We start from the raw sequence: 1,092 nt of genomic DNA, 5'->3' as shown, positions 1-1,092 counted from the left end.
GACGAATTTACAATCGAAGTGCAACACTAATTGAATAAAAAGACCCATAGCGGGTACAATTACTTAACGACCAAGAAAAGTAAAGGAGTGCTCGCTATGGGCTATCACCATCTTACTATAAAAGAACGAGAAAGTATTCTGGAATTATTGTCAAGAGGTCTATCTATCCGAGGTGTAGCCTTACGGCTACATCGTTCACCAAGCACTATCTCTAGGGAAATTCGCCGAATAACGCAGCATTATTCCCCTTCTGAGGCCCAAGAATCTTATCGCTCCAGGAGACATCACAGTCATAAACCAAGACTTCTAGAACAACTCCCAGAAGTATGTTCACAAGTAATCGAAATGATTTGTGAACATCACTGGTCTCCACAGCAAATCACTCAACGTCTAAAGTTAGAAGGCAAAGTGACGGTTAGTTACAATACAATCTATCGACACATTGAAAACCACAATCTGAATTTACCGTTCTCTTCGCATGGAGATACAGGGATTCGACGGGATCTCAGACACAAAGGTCGAAAGCGGCATCGCCCCGGAGACCGTAAACATCGAGAACCTAAGGTGGACTACATTCCTATTCAAGAACGACCTAATTTTGTTAATAATCGTACTAGAATTGGTGATTGGGAGATAGATACCATTCTTGGAAAAGTCGGCGAGTCTGTCTTAGTGACTGCGGTTGAGCGACTAACTCGATACACTTTGATTCAAAAGGCCAAACGTAAGGATGGTCAATCAGTGAATGAAGCCCTCACAACCATGTTTGATCAAATTCCTAAGGAATTTGTTCTTTCGCTTACTCCGGACCATGGAACAGAATTTTTGAACTTAGCGGAAATTCGTGAAGAACTTGGTGTTACTGTATACTGGCCAGATCCATATTCACCTCAACAACGAGGAACAAATGAGAATACAAATGGTTTGATTCGAGAATACTTTCCTAAAAATAAAAGCCTAGAACCGCGGACGGACGAGGAAATTAAGAGCTGCCAATGGCAGCTAAACCACCGTCCGAGAAAGGTTCTAGACTACTGTACCCCTGAAGAAGTTTTATTTGATAAAGTGTTGCACTTGGTTTGACAATTCGTC

The 1,092-nt window shown here is 41.8% G+C and carries 1 protein-coding gene; it reads left to right on the top strand.

The window, feature by feature from the left end; all coding sequences use genetic code 11:
* Window positions 1-96 precede the first annotated feature (96 nt).
* Window positions 97-1,083, top strand: a complete 987-nt coding sequence (locus OCU14_RS11225; RefSeq protein WP_261811096.1) for an IS30 family transposase — start codon at window positions 97-99, stop codon at window positions 1,081-1,083.
* Window positions 1,084-1,092: the final 9 nt, after the last annotated feature.

The sequence above is a fragment of the Levilactobacillus humaensis genome (assembly GCF_024345185.1).
GTDB lineage: Bacteria > Bacillota > Bacilli > Lactobacillales > Lactobacillaceae > Levilactobacillus > Levilactobacillus humaensis.
Note: the sequence above shows the minus strand (reverse complement) of the source record. Positions and strands in the feature narration are given on the sequence as shown.